The sequence below is a fragment of the Algoriphagus sediminis genome, assembly GCF_030403435.1.
In the GTDB taxonomy this organism is placed as follows: domain Bacteria; phylum Bacteroidota; class Bacteroidia; order Cytophagales; family Cyclobacteriaceae; genus Algoriphagus; species Algoriphagus sediminis.
On record NZ_JAUEPH010000001.1, the window covers coordinates 503,215 to 525,546 of the forward strand.

The window sequence follows — 22,332 nt, forward strand, 5'->3', positions numbered from 1 at the left end:
CCCGCAAATTTACGTTCTATGAAAATCCCCCAAAACCTAAAAAACCTATTCATTATTGCCCTCCTTTTGAGTTTTGGCCTACTGGCTAGTTGTTCAAAGAAAAGAGAGGGAAATCCAAAAGTTCTGGTATTCAGCAAGACAGAAGGATACCGGCATCAATCCATTCCGGCAGGTATTGCGGCTATCCAGAAACTGGGTGAAGAAAATGGATTTGACGTGGACACAACAGAAAATGCGGCCTTAATAAACGAGGAAAACCTTTCTCAATATGCCGCAGTCATATTCTTAAGTACAACTTCAAATATTCTCGATCACTATCAGGAAGCTGATTTTGAAAGATACATTCAGTCGGGAGGTGGATTTGTAGGAATTCACGCCGCTGCAGATACAGAGTATCAATGGGGCTGGTATAATAGACTAGTTGGAGGATATTTCGCAGATCATCCAGGAATCAACGATCCTCACCCGAATGTTCAGCCTGGGGTAATCGATGTGGTAGACAATACTCATTCTTCCACCTCTTTCCTTCCTTCAAAATGGGAAAGGACTGACGAATGGTATAGCTACAAAAAAATGTTTGATGGGCTCAATGTCTTGATGACTCTGGACGAGGATTCCTATCAAGGAGGCCTCGATATGGGAGAACACCCAATAGCTTGGTACCATGATTTTGACGGTGGACGAGCTTTTTATACAGGAGGCGGACATACCAAAGAGTCCTTCGAGGAAGAGTTATTTCTTAAGCACATTTTAGCAGGAATTCAGTATGCGATCGGTGATAATGAAGAACTTGATTATACGGCTACCAAAACCCAAAGAGTTCCTGAAGAGAATCGATTTACAAAGACCATGCTTTCAGTTGGGGAGTTCACTGAACCTACTGAAATGACTATTCTACCAAATCTTGATGTTTTAATTGCTCAAAGAAGAGGTGAGGTTTTGAGATATAATAATGCCACTGGTGAGATATCTGAAATCGCCAAGTTTGATGTTTACTGGCAATCAGGTGTACAGGGAGTCAATGCTGAGGAAGGCCTTATGGGAATCCAGAAGGATCCAAATTTTGAAACCAATGGACATGTCTTTGTATACTATTCCCCCACGGGTGATGAATGGGTAAATAGACTTTCCCGCTTTACCTATAAAGACGGAGTTTGGGATATGGATTCTGAAGAAGTCATCTTGGACGTTGCTTCAGATCGTTTGATTTGCTGTCACACAGGTGGATCCATTGCATTTGATCCGGATGGAAATTTATTCTTATCCACTGGTGACAACTCCACTCCTTTTAATCAGAACGATTCTGAATATATTCTGAATGGTTATGCTCCACTTGATCAGCGACCAGGAAGAGAGCAATGGGATGCCAGAAGATCTTCTGGAAACGCCAATGACCTTAGAGGTAAAATTTTAAGAATTAAGGTAAATGAGGATGGAAGCTATTCGATTCCTGAAGGAAACCTTTACGCTCAAGGGCAGGAAGGAACTCGTCCAGAAATCTTTGTTCAGGGAAATAGAAACCCTTACAGAATTTCAGTTGACCAGAAGAAAGGCTGGGTGTATTGGGGTGAGGTAGGTCCCGATGCACGCGCAGATAGTCTTGACTCCAGAGGTCCTAGAGGATATGATGAGGTTAACCAGGCGCGTGAGGCAGGAAATTTCGGTTGGCCTTACTTTGTTGGCAACAACTACCCTTATTACGAATTCGATTTTGTTAATGGAAAATCAATACAGGCTTTTGATCCGATGAAGCCGGTAAATAATTCCCCGAATAACACCGGAGTTACAGAACTTCCTCCTGCTCAGCCAGCATTCATTTGGTATCCTTATAACGAATCTCGAGATTTCCCATCACTGGGATCAGGGGGAAGAAATGCTATGGCAGGCCCAGTTTATTATCCGGACTTGTATACTGCAGAAAGCAAATTTCCTGATTATTACGAAGGCAAACTGTTCATCTATGACTGGGTAAGAGGATGGATAAAGGCCGTAACCATGGATGAGAATGGGGATTTCTATAAGATGGAGCCATTTATGGAAAACACGAAGTTCAATGCACTAATTGACATGGAAATGGGACCTGATGGTCAGATGTACATCCTTGAATACGGAAATGGTTGGTTTAGTAAAAATGACGATTCCGGTTTATCAAGGATCGATTTCAATGGAGGAAACAGGGCTCCTTCGGTCGCCAGCGTCTATATGGATAAAACTTCAGGTAAGACTCCACTTACAGTGAACTTTACTGCTGAAGCTACCGATCCCGAAAATGATGAATTGACCTATGAATGGAATCTAGGAGATGGTAAAACTGAAACAACTTCTACTCCAGAATTAACTTATACATTCAATAACATTGGTGATTATGAAGTTACGGTAACAGCCAAAGATCCAGGAGGGCTCGAAGGCACAAGTATGAAAGCCTCAGTTTATGCTGGAAACATAGCTCCAGTGGTAAATATTGAGATCGATGGAAATCAATCCTTCTATTTTCCAGGAAAAGAAGTGAAGTATTCGGTCAATGTAATGGACGAGGATACTGAGGGAGAATTAGATATGAGTACTCTTTATGTTTCCGCTGATTATCTGGAAGGATTGGATCAGGCAGAGGCAGATATGGGTCATCAAATTGTTTCCGACGCAATGGTTGGAAAATCGCTTGTTCAGGCTTTGACATGTAAAACCTGTCATAAAGAAGCTGAAGAATCCATTGGGCCTTCTTATACCAAAGTTGCGCAGAAGTACTCTGAGTCAGATAGAGACTACTTGGCCTCTAAAATTATGAATGGTGGGGGTGGTGTTTGGGGAGAAGTAGCTATGCCTGCGAATCCAAACCTTAAAGAGACTGAGGTCAGAGCTTTAGTAAGCTATATACTTTCCTTGGATGGAGTTGCCGCGAAGCCAAGTCTACCTGCATCCGGCTCAGTAAACCCTACCCAGGGTAAAGCTCCAAGCGCTGCTGGAGTAATGGTTATGACTGCATCCTTCACAGATGCTGGTGGAGAAGGAATCAAGCCACTCTCAGGCTCAACCAATGTTATACTTCGAAGCAATACCGTGGATTTGGGTCAGGCATCCGACCTTCAAGGTTACTCAGCTATGGCTTTTGGTGGTCAAAACCTTCTGATCGTGCCTAAGGACCCGGGTCATTTCGCCCTTGGAACTGTTGATTTGACAGACATTTCCTCGGTAATGTTACCAACAGCCTCAATGGGTCCGGTTAGTGAAGAAGTAATTTTCGAAATAAGACTGGATAGCCCTGATGGGACCAAGATTGGAGAAAGCACCTTTAAGCAAGGCCCAATAGATCCAAATCAAGCCCCACCAATTACTGGGGCAGTAATGATTCCGGTTAATGCACCTTCAGACGGAGAAATGCACAAAGTGTTTGTAACAAGTCGCACGAAAAACGGAGGTGAGATTGGAACCTTCGTGGTTGCCGGAGCAATCTTCAATTCGAAATAAGTGCAGAGCGTAAATGCGAAAAAGGCCAATCCGATCGGATTGGCCTTTTTTTATGAAATTCTCAGCTATTATTTAATTGGCGAGAATGGTAAGGTTTTGAGCATTACTGCATCTACCTTCTCCACGATTTTTCCATTTGCCTCTGACTCATCACGAGCTTTGATCCAATCAGGATCTTTAAGGAAATTCTGGAAAGCCTCATCAAATGCCATTTGATTCCTATGTCCTAGGAGATAAACTAATTTAGATTGACTTCCATCCTCCTCATCCGTAACCCAATAGAGATAATTTCGCAAGCCTTGCCTCTCAAAAAGCTCCTGAGTATGATCCTTAAATCTTCGTTGTAAATCGAACAGCTTATCATCGAAACAATGGTAGGTTCTCATTTGAATTACTCCGCTAGGCAAAGGCTTTGGGAGTTGATTTAGGCCTGGAGCCAAAACCATAAAGGTTTCCTCAATCCTTTTCACCAAAGCTCCATTTTCAGTAGATTTTTGATACGCCTCTGTCCACTCGGCATCATTTAAGAATTGTTCCCAAAGCCTGTCTCTGGACGCCTTATCCGGATATCCCAAAATGTAGATTAAGGTATTTTCTTGGTTATCCACAGGAAGAAAATAAGCGATATTCTCCATTCCGATTCTTTCAAAAATGGAGAACGTGTGATTTTCAAATCGGGCGATCAAATCTTCCAATTTACCCTCATGAGCGTAATATTTTCGAATTTCAAAATATTTGGACTGAAAACCCATTGCCTCCTGAGCATGGGCCGCACTGACCATAAGAAATGCCATTAGGCTTAAGAATACTGTGTTTAAGGTTTTTTTCATAATGTTATTTTTTGTTCTTCCATGCATTCCAAAGTGCCGGACTTAAAACCAAGGCAATGATTAAAAGACCGAAGGTTTCTCTGGCCTCCTCCATTTGAGGAGTTTTCATCGTCAGGTCCTTCTGCTCTACTTCCTGGCTGATCCAGCTTCCTATCTCACCCGGGTAAAAATAAACCGCTCCAATCAAACAGACGATCGTTAGGATTGTGAGTGGTATTTTCGGATAAACCTTTCGAATTCCCAGGTAACAAAAAATCATTGCCACCCCATAAAGACTCACCCAGATTTCAGGATCAGGGTCATTAAACTGCCAATAGGCAAAAAGGCCAAAGAGCAAAATCCAAAGACCAAAATAGTAGCTGAGAAAGTTTTTTGATTTCATTTAACCAATAATACAAAATTCCTGGGATTGCGTCTCCCAAATGAGCCTAACCCAAAAATTGAATAATAGTAGTATATTTAAATGAATCGTATGGCCACTTTTTATTAACAAAGCATTGCGGAATATTAATCTCTTTATCCTATTTGTTTTTTTTAATTGTCTCCCTTTTTCGGGTAATTCCCAGCAAATATCTACTTCAGCAGATAGCACTTCTAAAGGTAAAGTGGCTGACTACCCCGTCTACCTCGGAACGGATACGCTTTTTCTTATCTCATTACCTTCTGGGCCAGCAAGCCCTAAAGAGAGAGCTGAAGCTGTCAGTAATAGAATAAATGAGTTGATTCAGTCCAGGGCTGAACTTGACAGCACTGCTTTTGAGGTCTCACCTTATTCTGATGGCTATTACTTCACCTATGAGGATAAGATTCTAATGGCCCTGACTGACGATGATATTAATCACCTCCAAGCAGAAGGTGACTCTCTTGCTCAGACATATTTGGGCGTTTTTAAATCCAAAGTACACGTCTATGCCAGCGAAAATAGCATCATAACCCAACTCTCTCAAGGAGGAATTTTCGTTGGAATTTTAGTCGTTTTAATTCTAATCGTAAGTTTTCTCAACCGGATTTTGAATCGTCTGATTGACAAACTTAAAAGTCGACTGGAGCGGTTTGTGCCAGATATTAAGATCAGGAATTATAAATTACTCACTCAGGAAAACTCCCTGAAAGCAGCAGAAATCACTCTCAAAGTGGCCAAGATCATTTTTCTGCTACTCTTTATCAACATTGCCATGCCACTGGCCCTTTCGGTATTTCCGAGTACCAAAGGAATTGGGGAAACTCTTCTTGGTTACATCAAGGAACCCTTCTTTTATCTAGGAAGGGGATTGATAGGCTACATACCCGAATTTGTAACAATTATTGTAATCATTATCGTTACCAGATTTGTGGTTAAGGGCCTAGAGTTCTTTGCCAATGAAATAGAAGGGGAACGACTTAAAATTTCGGGATTCTATCCAGAGTGGGCTAAACCAACCTTCAACCTGGTTAAGGTTATACTTTATGTTTTTGCATTCATAGTCATTTTCCCTTACCTACCAGGATCAGATTCTCCTGCATTTCAAGGTGTGACAGTTTTTTTAGGAATTCTGATTTCTTTGGGCTCCACTTCAGCCATTAGTAATATCATAGCTGGACTTGTTCTGATTTACATGAGAGCATTTAAAAAAGGGGATCGTGTGAAAATAGGTGATACCGTGGGAGATGTGATTGGAAAAAGCATGTTGGTAACCCGAGTTAAAACGATTAAAAATGAAGAGGTCACTATTCCAAATGCAACAATTCTCACTGGTAACACCATCAATTATTCAGTAGAGAATAATGGCCCGGGTTTGATCTTAAATACCGCTGTGACGATAGGATATGATGTCCCTTGGAGAAAAGTCCATGAAATGCTTATAGCTGCAGCCTCTAATACTAGAATGACCGAAAAAGAGCCAAAACCCTTTGTTCTGCAAACCAGTTTGGATGATTTTTATGTAAGCTACCAACTGAATGTTTACACAAAAAATCCAAAGAAATCCGCAGTGATTTATTCTGAACTTCATGGAAATATCCAGGACGTTTTTGCCAAGGAGGGTGTAGAAATCATGTCCCCTCATTATAGAGAAAATCGTGAAGGTTCACTCACTATTCCTCCGGTGCATATCCCGAAACCAAATGAGGATAAACCAAAAGAGAAACCTAATTTACCGGGGTAATTTAGATGTCAAAAAAAACCACTACACTCATAATCCGGATTCTATTATTCGGAGGAACTGCTGTTTCGCTTTATTTCGTCCCATGGATTATCCTTAATGCATGGATCTTACCTCTACCAAATACAGTTCAGGAGCAGTTAGAAGAGGCACTGGATTATGGTTTTGAAGGGGTAATAGTCTACGTCGATGAGGGCGGTAAGAAATCTGAATTTTATGCCGCAGGATGGCATGACAGGGACAAAAAAAATCCAGCATATCCTGAAGCATTATTTAAAATCGCCAGTGTAAACAAGCTCTTTGTCGCAGTAAGTATCACCAAACTGGCCTCAGAAGGGAGAATTTCGCTTGATGGAACCCTTGATGAGTATTTTCCAGAATTTGGCGGAAGAATAGATAACTCAGATATTATAACTATTCGATCTATGGTGCAGCATAGAAGTGGGATTCCTAATTTCACCGATGAGCCTGGTTTCTGGGCTGATCCGCCTGATACCAAGGAAGGAGTACTTGAATTAGTGTTTGATAAGCCTGCGAACTTTGAGCCTGGAGCTGATTATGAATATTCTAACACTAATTACTTTTTGCTTTATGAACTAATTGAAAAAGCATCAGGAATCAGCCAATACGAATATATGAAGAGGGTCATTTTTGATCCTTTAGGTCTTAAAAACACTTATGTTTCCCTGGATCAAATTGATATGAATGAACTAATGAGTGGGTACTATGAAGGAATTCCAGAGGATATGAAATATGAGAACTATGGCTCTATGATTTCCTCGGCTGAAGATTTGGGTATTTTTCTTCGAGCTCTTAACGATGGTTCAGTATTCGGTCCCGGAGAAAGGGACATCTATGCCTCCATTTATGAATTCAATCATACAGGCTTGATTCCGGGCTACCAAACTATTGCTGAGTATCATGAAGACATGGATACAGTCGTCATTCAGTTTACCAACACCACAGATTTTAATGGTTACAATTGGAATCTTTCAGAGGTTATTTACAACCGAATAATCAAGATTCTTAGAAAGCAAAGGAGCTCTTAAGGTCTCAGGCACCACCTTCTCAGGATTACTCTTTACTCTTCACAAAAATTGAATCTGGTCATAGCAGCAGACCAGCATTAGCATAAACTTCTTAAAAACCTTATTTCCTTTCTAATCCAAGATTACCATTTTTCCAATCCCAGTAATTTTTTTCCCAAATCAGAAAGCTCGGCTCGGTCATATTTGGTTTGCTCCCAGTTTCTTGGATCGCCCGGAAAAGCATATCCTTCAGGCGCTATTCGATCTTTCCATGACTTGATTCTCCATGCCCGGAGGGTCTCATCATCCTCCTGGGCTGGCATCATTGAGATATATTGGGCAATTCGAACCTTGTCAACAGAGTTATTTGGTCGAATTCCGTGAGGTTCAGAGCTATGGGAAATCAGTAGGTCTCCAGCTTCCAATGGGACCTTTACTATTTCATCTTCAAGGCCTGTAACATCTGGCTGGAAATAATCCCTATCCTCAGGCTGACTTAGCTTCCAGGTATCATAATTTCTAAATAACCAGGGAATACACTGAAAACCACCCATTTCGGGATCTATTTGATCCGCTAATGCAAGAACACCTTGAACATTTTGCGGCTTGGTCTCCGGATCATAATCCCAGTGGATGAATCCTTTGTATCCATGCCCAGGCCGAATTGGAAAGTTTAGGTTCGCTCGATCTATGGTGACCCAAAGCTTCTCCGTCCCCCAAATATCTACGAATGCATCGTAAACTCTTTGAGTTTGTCTATTATTCCAAAGGTGCTGATTATTATAAACCTCAACCATACCTGTTCCGGCGAGCTCTTTCATCTGAATCGCTGCCCTAGCGGAAGTATACCAAGTTTCAGGATTTTTTGGATCCTTCTCATCAAATTCCCAGAGGAACTCTGCTGTCCTTTGGGCCTGATCTCGTGGTACGGCTTGTTTAATGATCACATAACCATTATGCTTCCAAAACTTCCAATCCTCCATACTTAGAACTCTTAAGGTTTCTGGAGTTGCAGTTTGCCTGAGATTAGAATCGCTACTCTTTGGCGTGGAAGGATTTCCTGGAATATCCTTGTGATGATTATCCGAGATCATAGCCGATTTTTGGTTTATTTATATTCAAAGCTTTTCTTTTATATCCATAAAAGAAAGCTCAGATGAAAACCAAACAAGGTTTTTAACAGAAGTACTCATTTTTCGAGTAAACCTAAAATTCTATTCGATCAGGTTAAATGACTCCATTACTTATCACATATTTTTTTAAGTTGCAGACTTTCCCTTAGCAAGGAAATCTAGGATAGCAAAGCCAGCAATAAATTGAACTTAACTTTCTGAATCTTACATGAAAGATATATTAAGACTGCCCCTTGACCTCAGTAGGAAATTTGTAAAAGGCAAAGAATTAAAAAGTATTTCAGGGTTTGATAATCCCACACTCCGGGCTGTCCATAAAGCTATGCTTAGCACTTTGGACAAGGGTGGATCGGAAAAAGATTTAGAAGCTTTTGAGCGTTGTGAAAAGTATAGGCGTACATTATTGAATGATGAAACCGAGGTCTCCCTTGATGTTTTTGAAAAGGGAAAAACCAGAGTTATTAGAGATATCTGCGCCTCAGATTCTTCCCCAAAGGGATGGGCAAAGTTCCTTTATTATTTAGCCAAAGCGGTAAAGAATCCGACTATACTGGAAATAGGAACGAATGTAGGTATATCAGGCTCCTATTTATTGGAGTCAATAAAAGGAGGCAAAGGGAAATTGATCAGCTTGGAAGGAATTCCTGAATTGTGTGAATTGTCATCCAAACAGTTTTCTGGCATTGTGGATTCTTCCCGATTTGAGGTCATTCAGGGGCTTTATGATAAAACCTTCGATCCATTAATCGAAAGAAAAATCCCATTCAACCTTGCCTTCATCGATGGAAATCACAGAATGGAGCCTACACTTCATTATTTGGAAGCTTTAAAACCAATTATCGCTGACCCTGCAATTCTAGTTTTTGATGATATTTACTGGACCGACGAAATGAAGGAGACATGGGAAATCATTAAGAAGGACCCCATTGTCAATTTCTCCATCGACTTACGCAGGCAAGGAATTGTGATCATAGATAAGAACGAAGCCATTCACAACCAGAACTTCAAGTTCCAACTTTTTGCCTAGGCAGTCTTAAGTTTGTCTTTTACAAGGATCAAATAAAGCACTCCACTCAATAGCCAGGCAGGAAGCGTAAGGAATGAAAGGAAGATACCAGAAAAACTGGAAAGCAAATAGAAACAAAGCGGAGGAATGGACCAAGCGATAAACACCTTCCAGTTCACTTGATTTGCAGGGAAATCCCCGGCTCTTTCGGTGACTTTGAAATAATGATCAAACACTATAATTGCACCCATTGGTGCTAAAATAAATCCGTACAAGGCAACGAAATCAAGAAGCTTCATGGCAAATGCTGGGAATAAACCTGCAATGGTAGCAAGCCCACCAGCTACCATGGTTACCCAGAAAGTGGAAGTTTTAGGTAATATAGATTGAAAGGCCAATCCTGCACGATAAATGGTCGGATTCGCAGTGGTCCATCCAGCGATGACCACTGCCACAATCCCAAATGCACCTATGGCATTATAAGCCAATGGACCCGGTGCAACAGATGGAGCTAACCCCTGTTCGAGCATAGATTGTGCTTCCGGAGACTGAATATAAACTGCATAAAGCAAAGCTGCAGCGATCCAAGCCATGTAATGCCCCACGTACATTCCAGCCGCGGTGGTCCATCCTACACTTGGAGTTTTTGCAAATCGAAAAACAGATAGGTCGGACATTCCCACATGCATCGCTGCATTGGCAAACCAAGACCAGATGGCTACATGCCAGAAAGTATACTTTATCTGACCTGGAAAAGGCTCAGATCCCTCACCCCAGATATTCCAGAAATCGGAAAAAGAACCAACTCCCAATTGATTTAAGGCTACAAGACCACACACCACGAATGCCAACACGATAAATGGTGACATCCAGTTTGCAGCCTTGCTAACCATACTATATCCTCTGGCTGCTATCAATGAAATCACAGCACCAATTGCCAAAACGATAACCACCCAGGTAACACTATTTGGCATGGTGTCCGTAAGCTTTGGCATTTCCATGTCAAAGGGCACACCGACGGCTGTAGCTGAAACCGTCACCATAGAACCTGCGAGAAAACAGAATAAAACCCCATTTGCAAGGTTATAAACGGTAACCAATTTTCTCCCACAAATCTTTTCGAGTTGGTAGTAAAGTGTAAGTCTATGCTTAACTGCAATTTCAGCTGTTAAAAATCTCCATGATAAAACCGCAAGCAGGTTTCCAACCAATAGACCAACGATCAGGTCAAAGGCACTCACCCCAGCCGTCAGAAATAGAGGACCGATAACAAATTCAGTACCTGCCGCATGCTCTCCTGCATACATTCCTAAAAAGCTCTTCCAGCCTTTTAGTTGGGATTTCGGAACGGGCTCCCGTTCAAATTCGCTACTAGTAGTTTCTTGGTTATCTGACATGGGTTGGGTGTATTAGTTATTGACTTTTCTATCTCGTAATTCGTAGACATGCTCACAGCAAACTTGCTGCATCACCTGGGTTAATTGTTTTTTCAATAAGGAAATGGTATGGTTTCCACCATGCTTTCCTAGGGCAGAAACTCCGTACATGAATGATCTCCCAAGGAATGTAAAATCTGCCCCTGAAGCAATTGTGCTTGCGATGTCGGGACCTGTACGGATACCGCTATCCATCATAATCTTAATTTTATCGCTGAAATTTTTTGCAATGGGTTGCAAAGCTGAAACAGCAGATTCACCATGATCCAGTTGCCTACCTCCATGATTAGAAACTATGATCCCATCCAGACCCAAATCAACACATCTTTGAGCATCTTCCTCACTGGCCACGCCCTTCAAAACTAGCTTCCCCTTCCAGCGATCTCTGATCTCCGCCACCCGATCCATATTTAATCTTCCATCAAAAGTTTTATTCATGAAAAGTCCTAGATGCTTCAAATTCATTCCTTTAGGAATGTATTTAGTTAGGGTTTTGAAAGTTGGTTGCCCTGCTATCAAAGTCTGCAAGGCCCAGTTTGGATGGGTTGCAATCTGAACCATATTGCTGAAAGTAATCTTTGGGGGAATCGCTAATCCATTTCGGATTTCCTTACTTCGATAACCAAAGCTTGGAACATCCGAAAGAAGCACCAAAACAGGTAGTCCAGCAGCTGCTACCCGATCGAGTAAATCATTTCTGAGGTCCTTCTCCGCAGGATGGTAAAGTTGAAACCAAGCATTACCTTCTGTGATTTCAGCCACTTTTTCGACACTTGCAGTCCCAACCGTACTTAGAATATAGGGTATGTTGTAATCGAAAGCCGCTTTCGCTAAAATCTCACTGGCCCTGGGCCACATTAAGCCCTGAAGACCGATCGGCGAAATACCGAAGGGAGCATCATAGGTGTGCCCAAAAAGCTCTGTTTTTAAATCCACCTCCTTTATCTCTGTGAGATACTGAGGCTTCAATAAAATCTCTCTGATATCATCAGTATTCCTCTTAAGATTAACTTCCGAATTACACCCACCATCGAGGTATTCAAATGCAAACCTAGGAATTCGCTTCCTGGCTCTCTCTCTGAGAAAATCTATATCCGGGTAATTTGGGTTTATGTATTCTTCCACTATTTGATTTGTTTTGGCTGAATCTTCTGAACTTCATAGACATTATCAAGAAAATCTTCAGATAATGTCTTTTTCTGCATAATTAGTGCTGCGCCAAGAGTAGATCCCAAGGGAAATGAAGATGAATATATCTCATATTGTGGTAGCTTTCTCGCCAAATAATTTGTGAAAACTTCGCTGGAACTGAAGCCTCCATCAATAAAAATCTTTTTAACCCCTGATTTTCCAATCGCCAAATTCAATGAAGCTATCTGAAGGTCGGTAAGCTCATTAAAAAGGTGATGAACTGCCTCCTCAAAAGTATTGAACTTGGCAAAATTCGAATCACTTCCATTTTTAAATCCAAATCGTTCTGGCTTCAAAGTCTCATGATCAAACAACATTTGATCGGAACTTTCTCTCTGATCTTTTTGGTTTTCATCCCATTTAATATCCTTGTATAATTCATAGGATACTTTAAAATGCTTGGCCATCCTTTTCACCGTAGTCCTTAGATGATCTCCGAGGAAAAGTCTGGATGCCTTTATCGACTGCCCATCAGGCCTGACGAAATGAAGGCAATCTGAATTCAATTCAGATTTGGTCAATTCACTATTGTTGTAAACATTCATGCAAATGCTCCATGTTCCTGTTGAAATCAGAGCAAAAGGTTCCCTATTGGCATCGACATAAGGGACCAATGCTGAGGAGCTGTCATGAATACCTACCCCAAAATTGATATCGTCTTTTTTAAATACAGTTTTACTTGCTACGATTGGGGGAAATTTTTCATCAAAGCCTTCGTGTCGAACCCATTCCGCATAGCTATTCTTTTTGAAGTCCCAAAGACCAGTATGACAACCAATGCTAGTATAATCCGACAATAGCCTGCCCGTGAACAGACTACTCAAGTATTGAGGAAAATGAACAGACCATTTGACCTTTTCGAATAAATGAGGCTTATAATATTTCAGATAATATAACTGAAGACCTGAATTTAGAAATCCCAAATAGGGGCTTGCGGTAGTTAATTCGAAATTCTCCTTGGTCCCAAAAAAACTCAGGAATCGATCCTCAAAACCCTCAGGCATAGGCTTGAGGTAATTATAAAACGGTACCACAGGTTCCTGATTTTCGTCCAAATGAACCATGGAGGCACCATAGGTAGAAATGTTTACATGAGTAATCTTATAAGTCGGGTCTTTATGGACAGACTCAAAAGTCTCCTTCACCCATCGAACCAACTCAGGCAGATTTTCAGACATAAAACCATCATCGTCCGGAATTTCCTCGAAACGCGTATAAACCTTGTAGACCTCGTTTAAATCCTTATCCAAAAGGAAAAACTTCTTATTGGTTTTTCCAATGTCAAATATTGCCGTTACTTCTTTCATAATCTTAAAGTCCGGTGGCAACAGCGTGTAACCCTCTTTCTTTTACCAACCTGCTTCTAACTTCAGCAGAACGATATAGAGAAATTGGATCCAAAGCAGCACCACTTTGCATTCGAGCAGCGGCAACAAGAGGCCTCACATCTGTGCGATATGCATCCTGCAAAATTTCCTGAGCTCTGGCCACATCATTTTTTTCCTGAGCTAACGCCAGTGACTTTCTGTCTACAATCAAGGCTTGAGCATATGCAATAAGTATGGCCTCCACGGATTGAAGTAAATCTTCCAATGGATCCTTCAAATTATGACTGGCATCAATCATCCAGCTTATTTCAGGGTTCTGGGTGTTTCGCATTCCATCTACCAACTCATTAAAAATCAGAAACATCTGATAAGGCTTTAAACTACCTACAGTGAGATCATCATCCCCGTATTTGCTATCATTGAAATGGAACCCTCCTAATTTAGATTCTGACATGAGAACGGCCACAATCTGCTCAATGTTGGTATTGGGTAAGTGATGACCAAGATCCACAAGTGTCCTTGCTTTCTCACCTAGCTTTGACACTAATAAAAATGAAGTCCCCCAGTCAGGGATGACCATAGAGTAAAAATTCGGCTCATAAGGTTTGTACTCCAGCAATAACTTCCAATCCTCAGGTAAGTCATCATAAATTGAAGCAAGCGATTCGTGGGTCCTTTGCAAAGCTCCTCGCAGATTGTGCTGCCCCGGGAATGTACTTCCATCGGCCAACCAAATGGTTAAGGCCTTCGAATCTAATTCCTTTCCAATCCTAATAACTTCCTTGTTATGATCAACGGCAGCTTTTCTAATCCCCGGATCAATGTGACAAAGTGAACCAAATTTATATGAAACCTCTGCATTAGGTTGATCTTGAAAGGTATTTGAGTTTACCGCATCAAAGGCAAGATTATGCTCTTTGGCAAGAGCTATTAGCTGATTAGTATTCTCAGGAATATCCCAAGGAATATGAAGGCTGATCGCCCCGCTTGATGCATTCAGTTTATGTAAAAGCCCAACATCCGCAATTTTCTCTTCAAGAGAAGTTGGCTCTCCCCCTCCCGGAAATCTTCCGAATCGGGTACCTCCGGTTCCCAGAGCCCAGCTTGGTATAGCCACCTGAAATCTCGCTAAGTCAGAAATAATATTTTTGACATCGAAGCCCTTGTCTTGAAGTTTAGTCTCCAGATGTTGGATTTCTGAAGAATGGACCTTGAACTTTTGTTCATTGTGCACGGAAATATCCTGGTCGGTAATCATCGGGATTTTGGGTTTGAGTTCTATTATTTACTTTTTTGATTTATTTGTAATAAGTCAAAATACAATTTATCTTCTTTTTGATGAACAATATTGCATAAATTGACATATCATTTGCATAAAATGATTTCACAATGAAGGACTTTTTTGAGTATTTAAATTCAGGTGCTCAGGATAAAAAATGGGGAATCTCACTGACTGTCGCTGGGAAATACACTTCTCCACCTGGAGAATCATATCCAGGGACAGAACATCCTACTGGATATTACTTCGACTGGAATAGCTGGCGGGTCCTAAATGAATTTCAACTTAACCTCATTACAGAAGGCAAGGGAGTTTTAGAATTGACAGAAGGACGGTATGACTTACTGCCTGGAACGGTCATGTTGATCAGACCGGGAGAAAGGCACAGGTATAAGCCAAGTTCTAAGTCGGGTTGGACCGAAAATTACATTGGCTTTACTGGAAATTTGGTAGAACACTTTGTTAATCAGGTTTTCGAAGAAAAGTCCAATCCTATTGTTCATTGCAGCCATCCTTTTGAGTTAATGGATAGTTTCCAGCGGATTTTTGGAATGATTCAGCAGCAAAGCCCCTCATTTCAAAAAATTGGTGCAGGTCTGGTCATCCAGCTTTTAGGAAATATTGAAAGTCAACTTCGACTAGAACAATTTCGCGGAAAAGAAGTGGACAGCTTGGTTAATAATGCCAAACAGTACATTTGGGATCACGTGGACGAAGGAGTCGATTTTAAGGCTTTCGCAGCTTTAAATCATGTCAGCTATTCCTATTTCCGGAAGATCTTTAAAATTTACACAGGCTTGGCTCCTCACCAATATTTTCTAGACTCGAAGGTCCTGCGTGCAAAAGAATTACTATTGACAACAGATTTACCCATTAAAGAAATTTCCTACCGGTTGGGATTTAGTTCAATCCATTATTTCAGTAGAACATTCAAAAATAAAATAGGTCAATCTCCGAGGGAGGTTAGATTCTAGATCAAAGCTATTCAATGCATGGCTTGTTCAAAAAGTAGTCGCTACTACAATGGTTTATACTTCGTCCTGTGGACACCGCCTTTTGGATCTATTTATGATGTTTTAGATATTAGGAATAAAGAAATTGGTTTTTTGAAGAAGTAGTTAAACCTGAAAGTGAAAACCATCTTAGGTCTCATTTCCCTTCAAACAGGACTTTCGAAATCAAATGTTTTTCTTTTATCGGCCGCGCCATGACAGGGCAGGATAGTAGTGCAAACTGTATTAATTTACTTTTGCTCTGTTTAGAGAAAAAAATCCTTTCTTTAATTAAATCACCAAAATAATCTCCGCAAAAAATGAAGTCTGTTTTCAAAATTATTGCCTTAACCTGTTTCATCATCAGCCTTAATAGCGCCCAAGCCCAAAATTCTTATACAATTGTGGTAGAAGGTTTTGACTGGGGTCCTGCCGTGAACAAGGTGATCCTGTCTCTGGATCAAACCACCACCGAAGCTAATGCTGGAGACTTCACCGTCAATGCCACCCGAAAGTTAGAAACAGCTGATCAACCTATTCAGCCAGCACAGGGCGAGCGAGAAGTACTTTCCGCTTATGTCTCTGATGAAAAAGGGAATCGGGTAAATGAAGGCAACAACATCACCTTAGTACTGGCAGTAGGCCCAAGACAGTCAATAGCCTCTCCATTTCAATACGTGCGTGGAAGAGGAAACCTCTGGGTAGATTATCAATTAAGCATTTCAAATGGTGATCGTACCTGGAATCAGCTCGCAGGAAAAGTGATGCCTCTTATTGATCAATTTGACCTGACCGGTAAATTCACTTCAGATGGAATCTCTCTTACCTACGCCTCCTTCACGCCTGAAAAGCGCGATGGCAAATTTCCCTTGATTATTTGGCTTCACGGAGGCGGCGAAGGGGGGACAGACCCCACTGTTCCACTTTTGGGAAACCGAGCTGCAAATTATGCCTCAGAAGAAATTCAGCAATATTTTGATGGAGCATATGTGCTGGTCCCACAGACTCCCACTCGCTGGATGGACAGCGGAGAAGGAACCACCCGAGGAGAACGCGATGACATCTACTTTAAAGCATTGAAGGATTTATTTGACGACTTCATCGGCAAAAATCCTGACATCGACACGAATAGAATTTATGTTGGCGGTTGTAGTAACGGAGGATATATGAGTTTAAAATTACTCGTGGAGTATCCTGAATATTTTGCGGCTGGTTACATAAGTGCTTTGGCCTATAGGGCCCAAAACCTAACTGACACCCAAGTTCAGGACATCAAAGATATCCCGATGTGGTTTATACATTCGAAGGACGACTCAACAACCGTAGCAAATAACACAGTTATTCCAGTTTATGAGAAATTGAAAGCTGCTGGAGCAGCTAACACTCATTTGACACTTTACGATCATGTCGTAGATATTACAAATGTATATGGAGGTAAAAACTACCGCTATCCGGGTCACTGGTCTTGGATTTACTCTCATGCCAATAAGTCCCAAACCGATTATGATGGTAGTCCGGTAAAAGTGAATGATGTTCCGGTGACTGTGATGCAGTGGATGTCCTTGCAGTCCAAATAACTCAACCTTTGAAAATTATTTATTAAAGGCTGGACTCGCAAAAGGATAGACATTTCTGTACCTCTTTCACGGCATCAGATCCTTCAGGGATCTGATATTCCAATTCAACAGTTGCGGCAAACTTGTACTTTTCATCTCGCATTAGCTGAAGAGTTTCCGCAATTGGGGTATCACCAGTACCCCAAACAAGGTTGCCTTTTCCATTTTCAGGTGTCTGTCTATCTTTTATATGAATACTTGCGATCCGCTTGTTCTTCTCTTTTAAGATATCTAATGGGTTATAACCCGCTGCCACATAGTGGCCAATATCCAGGTTCATTGCATTAAACTTGGACTGATCCAGGGAAGTATCCCAAAATGTAGGAGTTTGCTGCTCATGCCCATGATAAGCGACCATGATCTTATGCTTCTTGGCCATATTGCCAAGTTTCATCGTGTGAGCGTCATCACTTGGATGCTCCAAAGTCACATGCGTCGCTCCAAGAGCTTTGGCCGCTCTAAATCCATAATCGATCTCCGCATCGGAATTATCCTGACCAAAGGCCCGAGGCTTGAATCCATAAATCGAGACTCCTGCATCATCGTACATCTTCTTCATTTGCTCGAAAGGCTCCATGCTTACAGTTGCTCTCCACTCCGCTACCTCCTTATTGAATGCCTCCTGTGCGGCTTGCATTTCAGCCATTTCCTTTTCTTCGTCGGCAGTTAGGCTGCCATCTCTTTGCTTACGCCTCAGCCCGAAAAATGCCCTTCTATCAACTGTGGACTCCGGCATCCCTGCAAAGCTTTCAGCCGGATCACCCATCAGCTCCACAGCACTTATACCCGAATCTGTGATATATTTCAATGTTGCCTCCGCAGATTGGTCTGGCATGCTTCTGAAGGAGTAAGTTATCACCCCTATTTGTACCCCGTTGATCTTTGATAAGGACTTGTTGTAATGTTTAATGATATTTGGTGCACCAATAATTTTGGCCTGACTAGCAATAAATAAACCACCCGCAGCCAAGGCACTTTTCTGAAGGAAGGATCTTCTATCTGTTTTATTATTTTTCATAATTATTTCTTCTGAATAAAACGAAACTCATTGATTTGAAGTAATTTCTGACTTGGTTGAGCTTCAGGGTTTTTTCCTACAAAGTAGACATCATGGACTCCTTCCACACCTGTGATTTCCACATCGAAACTTGGTCTTAGCAATTCTCTGACTGTTCTAAAGTTGGGTATTGGCCCTTTGCTACCATTCGCCTCCCATTCTTCTACCAGTCTTTGTGTCTCTGCCCTCAAATCGATATTGGACACCCCAATTTTTTCAGTAGCGCCCACCAAAGGCCCATCAGGACTATCGAGATGTACTTCAATCACTCCACCTACTCCGGCATATCTTTCTGGTGCCTCTGCAATTATGGTCACTTTCTCAATTCCATCAAGATCAAGCTGCCTGTATCCCACATAACCATCATGTACATTTAAGTAATAAGCCTCCCGTGGAGTAGTAAGGAATTCTGTGCCCGATTCCATCTCAGCATTTTCAGGAAGTAAAACTGGATTTCTCAAAGCAATAATTTTCTCAGACGACAAGCCCGGTAAACCAGCAGCCCCTTTGTCCTGATACGCAGCTCTCAGAATATAACCTCCATTACCATTTTGACTGGCAGGAACTCTCGTGGTATAAGCTCCTGAAAGCTCCATTTCTTCTGGTTGCATCAATTGGTCATTTATTCCCATGATGTAATCCACCATCTGCTGAGCATCTTCCATAGAGATATCAGGGTGGGCACTCATCGCATGCTCTCCCCAAACGCCAACGCCACCATTCACTATTTTAGCAGCCAACATTGATTGACCTTCGGAATCATTTTCGTAACGATTCGCTACCTGAGAATAGCTTGGGCCTATGGAGCCTTCATCTATTTTGTGACAAGAATAGCAATCGCTTTCTGCAATCAGAGTTTTACCTCTTGAGAACTCAATCCACTCATCTGAAACCACTCGGTTTTGGGAAACCTCAATAATATCAAAGCCTTCAGGAGCATAGTCAAAATTCACAGCAACCTCTTCCTTAGGAATGGAGCCATCGGCTGTTGAACCGTCCTCCTTATCTGAAACTTTGATACTATATTCAATTTCGCTATCCGCAAAGAAGAAGGAGGTATTTCCTCGGGAGATATCAATATCGACCACCGGAGGTTCATTTCCGGCAAAAAGATCTAAGGTGATCTGGTTAGTATTTTCAGCCTCATCAGTAACACTTAAGGTTGCTGTATATCTCCCAGGCTCTGTAAGTGTTATAGATGGATTTGCACCCGAGATGGTTTCATTATAGCCATTATCAGATTTGATGTTCCAGGAATAATCTAGATCATCTCCATCATAATCCAAAGTTCCCTCAGAAGAAAGCTGCACATTAAATGGTACTGCTCCAGCTTTTTTATCACTAATAGCAACTACTACAGGTTCTCTGTTTCCACCATTGAAACGAACTCTTTTAACCAATGCATTATCATTTCCCTGGAACCATGCTGAACCATATTCAAGCACATAAAGGTCGCCATCAGGACTGAAGCTCATATCAATGGCACTAATGAATTTCTCATTCGGTAAAAATGGCTCCATACTGACATAATCCCCATTTTCGTCCATGGTGATCGCCACAATCCAGCCTCGCATAAACTCCACAATTAGCCACTTGCCTTCATAGTAGGAAGGAAAACGCTTATCAGATTCAGGGAAATCTGCTTTTCTGAATACAGGTCCTCCAGTAGCACTTCTTCCAGCACTTCCCATTAGTGGGAACTCTTCTGAATTGGCATAAGGATAATAAAGCATGGCTGGCTGTGGTTCAGGCAGCTTTTCTAAGCCTGTATTATTTACCGAGGTATTAACCACGTTCATGGGGTCAAATGGCTCCCCTAAGACTTCATTTACATGGTCATAATCTACATAGGCAAAATTATCCCCGATAAAATAGGGCCAGCCAAAAAAGCCCGGCCCTTTGGCCTGATTAAATTCATCATATCCTCTTGGACCTCTTTCTGAATCTTCAGAGGCATCAGGTCCCACTTCTCCCCAATAGATATAACCAGTTTCCGAATCCCAACTTACCCTCCAAGGGTTCCTATGTCCCATGGTATAAATTTCTGGTCTTGTACCTTCTGTACCGACAGGGAATAAATTGCCTTCTGGAATACTGTAGCTCCCATCATCTTCTGGATGAATTCTCAAAATCTTTCCTCGAAGGTCATTCGTGTTGCCAGCGGTACGCTGATCATCTCTATTTTCCATCCCAGGTCTTTCATCAAGATTCGAAGTCCCGGTTGGTGGATTTACGGTATTATTTCCTGTGGTGATGAAAAGATTACCTTGATCCTCCCAGACCATTCCACCTCCCGTATGACAGCACTCTTCTCGCTGTACCGGATATTCCAGCATAATGATTTCCGAATCAGGATAAAGGAATCCATTTTTGAATTCAAATCGGGAAACAACATGCTTGGGTTCATCAGGATGGGCATACATCAGATAAACCCAATTATTAGTTGCAAAGTCAGGATGAGCAGTAACCCCAATCAACCCTTCCTCTGCCGGTCTGGATTGTCCTTCTTTGTTGGTGTAAATGATATTTACCGCCAGATTACCTACTTCCTCCAAAGCGTTGGTTTCCACATTTAGATGTTTAACCCCTCCTTTACGCTCTACGATCAACATTTCTTGATTATTCAAAAATGTGAATGCCATAGGTTCATCTAATGCATCTGGCTCTGTAAGGACAGAAACTGTGAATCGATTGTCTTCCGGCTTCTCGCCATTGTCAGTTGGTTGACAGGAAAGAGTAAAAAACAAAGCACCTAAAAGGAGCATTTTGGTTGAACCAAAATCCTTGTTTCTTAATCCTGACCATGAAATGATTTTCATATTCTATTATTCTAATTTTAGCATTTTCCGATCTAATCTAATAGAGCAAACTTCTCTTCGCCGATTAATTCTTTGAATGGTTGATTACTTGTATAATTCCTAATTGACCTTCTTGTTTAATTGAAAAGTCTAGGAGCGAACATGGATAGATATACCCGCCAATTATTCCAGGTGTGGCCACCGGCACTTTCAAAGTATTCGTAATCGAAATTATGCTCATCCAGTCTTTTTCTCATATTCACTACGCTTTCCATAAGAAAGTCATCTTCTCCACATGCAATCCAATAAAGCTCAGGATCGGCTGCCTTTAAGGCCTCAATTTTCTGATCTCTTTCTTTTTCATCAATATCTACCCCCCATTGGCTAAAATCTGCAAAACCCATACTCATCACTCCTATATAATCAAACATTCCAGGGTTTTTCAAAGTGGTATTTATTGTCTGATGACCTCCCATACTGAGCCCGGTAATTGCACGGTTTTCTTTATTTGCTTTTACTCTAAAGTGAGATTCAATGTAAGGAACAACATCTTTTACCAGGCTTTCTTCAAACACACCGTCTGCCATTGAACCAGCCCCTTGTCCTTGGGTGGCTACTTTTGGTGAATCTGGAAAGGCCGCAGCCTGTCCCGGGTTACCATTGGTCATCACCACAATCATTGGTTTTGCCTCGCCACTTTTCTTGTGGTAGTCCAAATTGAGCTACCTCTTGAAAACTAATAATGACAATTAGTAATGATACAAGTGTTTAATCAATCATAATTATTGGTGTTAACTGGTAGAGTGTGGTAAAAACTGAATCCCAATGCTTGAGCCTTGACAACCAAGGATTATAGAATATGGTACAAAAAATGAAAACGGGGTTTCATCGAAACCCCGCTCCCCAAGGATAGTGCCATCCTCCACTAAACATGGAGAATTCAATCCGTCGCACTATCCAATCTTTCTTTTAGACCATTCGCTAGTCTTTAATCAATATTAGGATTCAAGGCTGCTTCCTATTTGGAACTTC

At 41.4% G+C, this 22,332-nt stretch carries 16 protein-coding genes; 6 read left to right on the top strand and 10 right to left on the bottom strand.

The window, feature by feature from the left end; all coding sequences use genetic code 11:
• The first annotated feature begins 18 nt into the window (after window positions 1-18).
• Entirely contained in the window at window positions 19-3,465 is a 3,447-nt protein-coding gene (locus QVH07_RS02195; protein WP_289998492.1) for a ThuA domain-containing protein, read from the top strand.
• A 68-nt stretch (window positions 3,466-3,533) separates the two neighbouring features.
• Here the strand turns inward: QVH07_RS02195 and QVH07_RS02200 are convergent, their stop codons facing one another.
• Window positions 3,534-4,295, bottom strand: coding sequence for an NIPSNAP family protein (locus QVH07_RS02200; protein ID WP_289998493.1), 762 nt, complete (start codon window positions 4,293-4,295; stop codon window positions 3,534-3,536).
• Window positions 4,296-4,299: 4 nt separating this feature from the next.
• A complete protein-coding gene (locus QVH07_RS02205; RefSeq protein ID WP_289998494.1) occupies window positions 4,300-4,677 on the bottom strand; it encodes a transmembrane 220 family protein in 378 nt (125 codons plus the stop codon).
• 223 nt (window positions 4,678-4,900) lie between these two features.
• Between QVH07_RS02205 and QVH07_RS02210 the strand changes: the two genes are divergently transcribed.
• Window positions 4,901-6,439 (top strand): mechanosensitive ion channel family protein, encoded by a 1,539-nt coding sequence (locus QVH07_RS02210; RefSeq protein ID WP_289998495.1) that lies wholly within the window; start codon window positions 4,901-4,903, stop codon window positions 6,437-6,439.
• A gap of 5 nt (window positions 6,440-6,444) precedes the next feature.
• On the top strand, window positions 6,445-7,485 hold the full coding sequence (locus QVH07_RS02215) for a serine hydrolase domain-containing protein (RefSeq protein ID WP_289998496.1): 1,041 nt from the start codon (window positions 6,445-6,447) through the stop codon (window positions 7,483-7,485).
• A 122-nt stretch (window positions 7,486-7,607) separates the two neighbouring features.
• On the opposite strand, the gene QVH07_RS02220 is transcribed toward QVH07_RS02215, so the two are convergent.
• Window positions 7,608-8,558 carry a phytanoyl-CoA dioxygenase family protein gene (locus QVH07_RS02220; protein WP_289998497.1) on the bottom strand — a complete coding sequence of 317 codons (951 nt, stop codon included), beginning with the start codon at window positions 8,556-8,558 and terminating at the stop codon, window positions 7,608-7,610.
• 247 nt (window positions 8,559-8,805) lie between these two features.
• Between QVH07_RS02220 and QVH07_RS02225 the strand changes: the two genes are divergently transcribed.
• Window positions 8,806-9,624, top strand: a complete 819-nt coding sequence (locus tag QVH07_RS02225) for an O-methyltransferase (protein WP_289998498.1) — start codon at window positions 8,806-8,808, stop codon at window positions 9,622-9,624.
• Here QVH07_RS02225 and QVH07_RS02230 read toward each other — a convergent pair.
• From QVH07_RS02230 to QVH07_RS02245, 4 genes are read right to left on the bottom strand one after another with little or no spacing between them, the layout of a single operon-like run.
• Window positions 9,621-11,000, bottom strand: a complete 1,380-nt coding sequence (locus tag QVH07_RS02230; protein WP_289998499.1) for a purine-cytosine permease family protein — start codon at window positions 10,998-11,000, stop codon at window positions 9,621-9,623. The genes QVH07_RS02225 and QVH07_RS02230 overlap by 4 nt on opposite strands.
• 12 nt (window positions 11,001-11,012) lie before the next feature.
• Entirely contained in the window at window positions 11,013-12,164 is a 1,152-nt protein-coding gene (locus tag QVH07_RS02235; protein WP_289998500.1) for an alpha-hydroxy acid oxidase, read from the bottom strand.
• A complete protein-coding gene (locus QVH07_RS02240; protein ID WP_289998501.1) occupies window positions 12,164-13,537 on the bottom strand; it encodes an FGGY family carbohydrate kinase in 1,374 nt (457 codons plus the stop codon). The genes QVH07_RS02235 and QVH07_RS02240 overlap by 1 nt, the downstream gene beginning before the upstream one ends.
• A gap of 4 nt (window positions 13,538-13,541) precedes the next feature.
• On the bottom strand, window positions 13,542-14,816 hold the full coding sequence (locus QVH07_RS02245) for a sugar isomerase (protein ID WP_289998502.1): 1,275 nt from the start codon (window positions 14,814-14,816) through the stop codon (window positions 13,542-13,544).
• A gap of 131 nt (window positions 14,817-14,947) precedes the next feature.
• Here QVH07_RS02245 and QVH07_RS02250 point away from each other — a divergent pair, with 131 nt between their 5' ends.
• Complete coding sequence (locus QVH07_RS02250) at window positions 14,948-15,811, top strand: AraC family transcriptional regulator (RefSeq protein WP_289998503.1); 864 nt, start codon at window positions 14,948-14,950, stop codon at window positions 15,809-15,811.
• A 338-nt stretch (window positions 15,812-16,149) separates the two neighbouring features.
• A complete protein-coding gene (locus tag QVH07_RS02255) occupies window positions 16,150-17,406 on the top strand; it encodes a prolyl oligopeptidase family serine peptidase (protein WP_289998504.1) in 1,257 nt (418 codons plus the stop codon).
• Window positions 17,407-17,428: 22 nt separating this feature from the next.
• Here QVH07_RS02255 and QVH07_RS02260 read toward each other — a convergent pair whose 3' ends face one another.
• From QVH07_RS02260 to QVH07_RS02270, 3 genes are all read right to left on the bottom strand, one after another.
• Entirely contained in the window at window positions 17,429-18,463 is a 1,035-nt protein-coding gene (locus QVH07_RS02260) for a sugar phosphate isomerase/epimerase family protein (protein WP_289998505.1), read from the bottom strand.
• A 2-nt stretch (window positions 18,464-18,465) separates the two neighbouring features.
• Complete coding sequence (locus QVH07_RS02265) at window positions 18,466-21,321, bottom strand: PQQ-dependent sugar dehydrogenase (RefSeq protein ID WP_289998506.1); 2,856 nt, start codon at window positions 21,319-21,321, stop codon at window positions 18,466-18,468.
• Window positions 21,322-21,437: 116 nt separating this feature from the next.
• A complete protein-coding gene (locus QVH07_RS02270; protein WP_289998507.1) occupies window positions 21,438-22,016 on the bottom strand; it encodes an alpha/beta hydrolase in 579 nt (192 codons plus the stop codon).
• Window positions 22,017-22,332: the final 316 nt, after the last annotated feature.

Coding starts and splice junctions, on each gene's coding strand:
- QVH07_RS02195 (WP_289998492.1), top strand. CDS start 19: ATGAAAATCCCCCAAAACCTAAAAAACCTATTCATTATTGCCCTCCTT.
- QVH07_RS02200 (WP_289998493.1), bottom strand. CDS start 4,295: ATGAAAAAAACCTTAAACACAGTATTCTTAAGCCTAATGGCATTTCTT.
- QVH07_RS02205 (WP_289998494.1), bottom strand. CDS start 4,677: ATGAAATCAAAAAACTTTCTCAGCTACTATTTTGGTCTTTGGATTTTG.
- QVH07_RS02215 (WP_289998496.1), top strand. CDS start 6,445: ATGTCAAAAAAAACCACTACACTCATAATCCGGATTCTATTATTCGGA.
- QVH07_RS02220 (WP_289998497.1), bottom strand. CDS start 8,558: ATGATCTCGGATAATCATCACAAGGATATTCCAGGAAATCCTTCCACG.
- QVH07_RS02225 (WP_289998498.1), top strand. CDS start 8,806: ATGAAAGATATATTAAGACTGCCCCTTGACCTCAGTAGGAAATTTGTA.
- QVH07_RS02230 (WP_289998499.1), bottom strand. CDS start 11,000: ATGTCAGATAACCAAGAAACTACTAGTAGCGAATTTGAACGGGAGCCC.
- QVH07_RS02240 (WP_289998501.1), bottom strand. CDS start 13,537: ATGAAAGAAGTAACGGCAATATTTGACATTGGAAAAACCAATAAGAAG.
- QVH07_RS02245 (WP_289998502.1), bottom strand. CDS start 14,816: ATGATTACCGACCAGGATATTTCCGTGCACAATGAACAAAAGTTCAAG.
- QVH07_RS02250 (WP_289998503.1), top strand. CDS start 14,948: ATGAAGGACTTTTTTGAGTATTTAAATTCAGGTGCTCAGGATAAAAAA.
- QVH07_RS02255 (WP_289998504.1), top strand. CDS start 16,150: ATGAAGTCTGTTTTCAAAATTATTGCCTTAACCTGTTTCATCATCAGC.
- QVH07_RS02260 (WP_289998505.1), bottom strand. CDS start 18,463: ATGAAAAATAATAAAACAGATAGAAGATCCTTCCTTCAGAAAAGTGCC.
- QVH07_RS02265 (WP_289998506.1), bottom strand. CDS start 21,321: ATGAAAATCATTTCATGGTCAGGATTAAGAAACAAGGATTTTGGTTCA.